Source organism: Microbacterium sp. Soil_C_42, from assembly GCF_057656735.1.
The window spans coordinates 1-3,829 of the sequence record NZ_JBDGJU010000075.1; the positions used below are offsets into that span (position 1 = coordinate 1).

At 68.6% G+C, this 3,829-nt stretch carries 2 protein-coding genes and 1 pseudogene; all 3 read left to right on the top strand.

What is annotated here, in order from left to right:
- Positions 1 to 504: pseudogene (locus AC3A46_RS19345) on the top strand (hypothetical protein); the annotation flags it as partial.
- 834 nt (positions 505 to 1,338) lie between these two features.
- Entirely contained in the window at positions 1,339 to 2,196 is an 858-nt protein-coding gene (locus tag AC3A46_RS19350) for a hypothetical protein (RefSeq protein ID WP_487666680.1), read from the top strand.
- Positions 2,197 to 2,254: 58 nt separating this feature from the next.
- The gene (locus AC3A46_RS19355) at positions 2,255 to 2,815 is read left to right on the top strand and encodes a hypothetical protein (protein WP_386027120.1); all 561 of its coding nucleotides are present in this window, start codon (positions 2,255 to 2,257) and stop codon (positions 2,813 to 2,815) included.
- Positions 2,816 to 3,829 lie beyond the last annotated feature (1,014 nt).

Below are 3,829 nucleotides of genomic sequence, written 5' to 3' on the forward strand. Positions count from 1 at the left end.
ACCGGCCCGGCCGGCGGCGGCGTCGACGTCCAGGCCCTCGCGCAGCAGGCCGTCGAGCGGCTGCGCCTCGAGGGACCGGACATCGGCATCGTGCCCAAGCCCGAGGGCAAGGGGCTGGTCGGGCTGCCGGTGTGGATGTGGAACAAGCCCGGTCCGACCCGTACCGGGCCGGCGACCGCTTCGGCGTCGGCGGGCTCGGTCACGGTCACCGCGACCGCCACGGTGCGCACGGTGGTGTGGTCGATGGGCGACGGCGCCACCATCACCTGCACCGGACCGGGCACCCCGTACACACCGGACCGGGGCAAGGAGATGTCCCCGACCTGCGGGCACAAGTACACGCACACCAGCGCCACATCGCCGGGCGGCCGCTACCCGGTCACCGCCACGACCACGTGGGACGTGGCCTGGGAAGGGGCCGGGCAGACCGGCACGATCACCACCACCCGCCAGAGCGCCACCAGCCTGGCCATCGGCGAACTCCAGGTCCTCAACGTGCCCTGACCTGATCTGACCTGGGATGGGGAGAAACCTGGTGACGTCACCACCCCGGCCGGCCGCGACGTCGCCCCCGAGCTGGGCAAGCCTGCTGCTGCGCGAGCCCGGTGAGGTTGCACCGGAGGGGGGCTGGAGGGTTGCACGTAGAGGTGCACTAGGAGTTGCACCGCAGGTGTGACCGCGAGTGGGACCCCCATTTTTTCGATCTTGAACATCGTGCCTGGTCAGACCCGATGGGCAAGCCTGTCAAGAACGACGACACCTCTTTGTACGCGTCAGCCGGACACAGAGGCTCAGTGCCAGAGTCCAGCCCGGCGCGCCGGGACAGCCGGCCGGAGCGGCAGCTACTGGTCCCGGTGCGGGGCCTGTGCCCGGACGGCGCCTGGCGGTCGTACGTGGCTGCTCTGCAGGGACACGATCCGGCTGCTCGGCGTGGGCGAGTTCGTCACCGCCGTCGTCCAGTGATTCCGGTGGCGACGGCGCGCGTGCGTCGTGTGCGTACGAGGGAACCTGTCGTCCGGGCCGGTCGGATCGGCGGCCTGGAACTCGCTTTGCTGCCTAATTTTCCGCTTTGCCCGAACTCTGCCTTTCGGTCTGTCCGTGGAAGGCGAAATGGTCGGCAGGCTTCGCCGCCGTGCCGGGGCGCCCCCGTCGACGCGTGCAGAACGGGGAGCTGAGGCGTCTCCAGGCCCATTACTGTTTGTCCTCCCAGTTGACCTGTCACCTGGGACTCTCACCTTGATCTTTCACTTGGCTCTCTCATGTACCCGCTCACGCGTCCGCCCTACGAAGGGCTGAATCGTTTGGAGTCTGCCAGCTCAGACAGCTAGCGTTCTATCCATGAAGACGACATCGCACACCGAGCAGGACATGCAGGGGATCAAGGCGTCCGGGCGGGACACCCGGACGGCGGTGCTCACACGTTCGATCCGGGCCAACGTGCCCCTGCGCAAGACCTTCGTCCAAGCGCCGAAGGGGGCCGCGAGTCGACACGGGCCGCTCAGAGACTTCGTTACGGGGAGAGACCTCCGTGGCCTCAAGGCTTACCTGATGATCGTGGCGGCGTGCAGCAGCGGAGCAAGCGGGTGGTCGACCCGGCACGACAGCGCGGTGTGGGCCCGGATGATGGACATCCAGGAGACCGCGACGGACCAGTCCGCCCGTACTGGCGCCTGGCGGACCCTGCGCCGGCTGGAGAGGCGCAAGCTGATCACCTGCAGCCGCAGTGGGACCAGCATCACGGTCACCCTCCTGCGCGAGGACGGCAGCGGCGACCCCTACGACCGCCCCCGTGGCGACACCGAGGAGAACCTCTTTCTGCAGATCCCGGCCGCGTTCTGGACGAAGGGGTACGACGAGAGTCTCGACCTGCCGGGCCTGGCCCTCCTCCTGGTCGTCGCCCGTGAGAAGAACTGGTCGTCCTTCCCCGCGGAAAAGGCCCCCGACTGGTACGGCTGGTCCGCCGACACCCATGAGCGCGGCCTGAAGAAACTCCTCGCCCTCGACCTCGTCGAGCGCCGTGAGCACTACACCAAGGCCCCGCTCGCGCCGGCCGGCGTCACCATGGCCTACCAGTACCAGCGCACCGCCATCGTGCGGCCGCGCAAGCCCAAGAAGCAGGCAGCCGCCGCGGCTGCCCCGCCTACCGCCAGTACGCCTGCGAAGAGCGCTGCCAGCCCTTCCCGACGCAAGGGGTGACCTGATCAACCGAGCCCGGGGGGGAACCCACGCCGAGGGCGGCCTGAAGCCGGCGTGGTTGGACGAGTCCTTCCACGAGAACAGCGAGAAGGGCTTCTACATCCTCGCTGCCACGATCATCGATCCCACCTGCACGGACGAGGTCCGGGCATCGATGCGCCGTATGAAAGGGCGGCGTGACACGAGCAAGGTCCACTGGACCGAGATGGACCACCGCCAGCGGCGCGACGCTGCCCAGCTCGTAGCCTCCCAGAACGGCATATACGTGGTGTCCGTCGGCACTCCCGTGCCCAAGCGCAAGCAGGAACGCGCCCGCAGCAAGTGCCTGACCCCGCTGATCGTCGAACTGCACGGCTTCGGGATCAACCAGCTCTACCTTGAGGCCCGCGAGGCCGAGCTCAACGCCCGCGACATTCGCACGGTCGCCAACGCCCGGCAGACGATCCTGCCCAAGGGGACATTGTTCCGGGCCGACCATGTGCCTGGCAGCGGGGAACCCCTGCTGTGGATCTCCGACATCGTCGCCGGCGCTGTCCGTGCTCACCGCACCGGAGACCGGCAGTACACCGACCTGCTCGGCGACACCCTGGTCGACTTCGAGGTGGGTACTGACTGCTGAGAGCCCCTGAAAGACGCCGAGCCAGGCTCCCGGTCTGCCCCAGGTCACCTGGCTCCACTTCCGGTAACCCGCGGCCACCGGCTTATCTAGACAGTACAACCCCATGCACAGACAGCCAACAGGGTCGTCAAGCCAGACTCGAAGTCGTGGCCCTGAGATTGGCCCGGCGGCCGGTCTCGGGCGGTGTCCCCGGCCCCTGAGGAGCGCTGAACCCTTCCTGGCTTCGCAGGAAAGAGGTGTAGTCGTGGGCGAGAGGGTTGCCCACGGGGCCTGACCTGCACAGAACGCGAGGTGTCCGGTTCGGTGGGATCCCACCTCCGGCAGTACCGCCGGTGCAACTCCTAGTCCACCTGTGCAGCCAACGGTGGGTGCACCTCCCGGTGCAACCCCTCGCTCCGGCGGGTGGAGGTGGGGCCGGCTACGGCCGCCGGGCCCGCGCAAGTGGTCCCGTACGGAAGAAGTCGGCGCCCGCAGAACCCCTTGACCAAGGGCCCTGAACTGCGGTTCCGCCGCTCGGCAGGGAAGGCTGGGGGCAACTTGTAGAGCAGGTTGCAGGGCAACTCGTAGAGCAAGCTGGAGGGCAAGTTGTAGGGCAAGCCCGGCCGCGGGGGCTTGCTTGCCCCTGGGCAGGCCTCGCTGCTCCACCCTGGGCGGGCAAGCCCTGCTTCTCCGGCCCTGGGCAAACCTGTGTTACCTCCGGTGAGGTAGCCCGGTAGTGGGGCCTCTGCCCTGTTCAGAGCCGGTAACAGGGCCGGAGGTAACAGGTCCGGTAACCAGGGCGGGCAAGCCCCGGCGGGTCCAGGCTTGCCCAGCACCGGTGAGCAGGGTGAGCACCCCTGGCGAGTACCCCTTGACCACCCCCGCCCGGTTTTACCCCTTGACCTCCCTGTATGTCCTACCTGGTCAAGGGGGCGGCAGCCGTTCACGGCCAGTGACGGGGCGTCGGTCAGAGTCCGGCCGCCTCGGCGCCGGGGCCTAGGCGCCGCCGGCCGGAGGCGGCGGATGCGGGCCGCG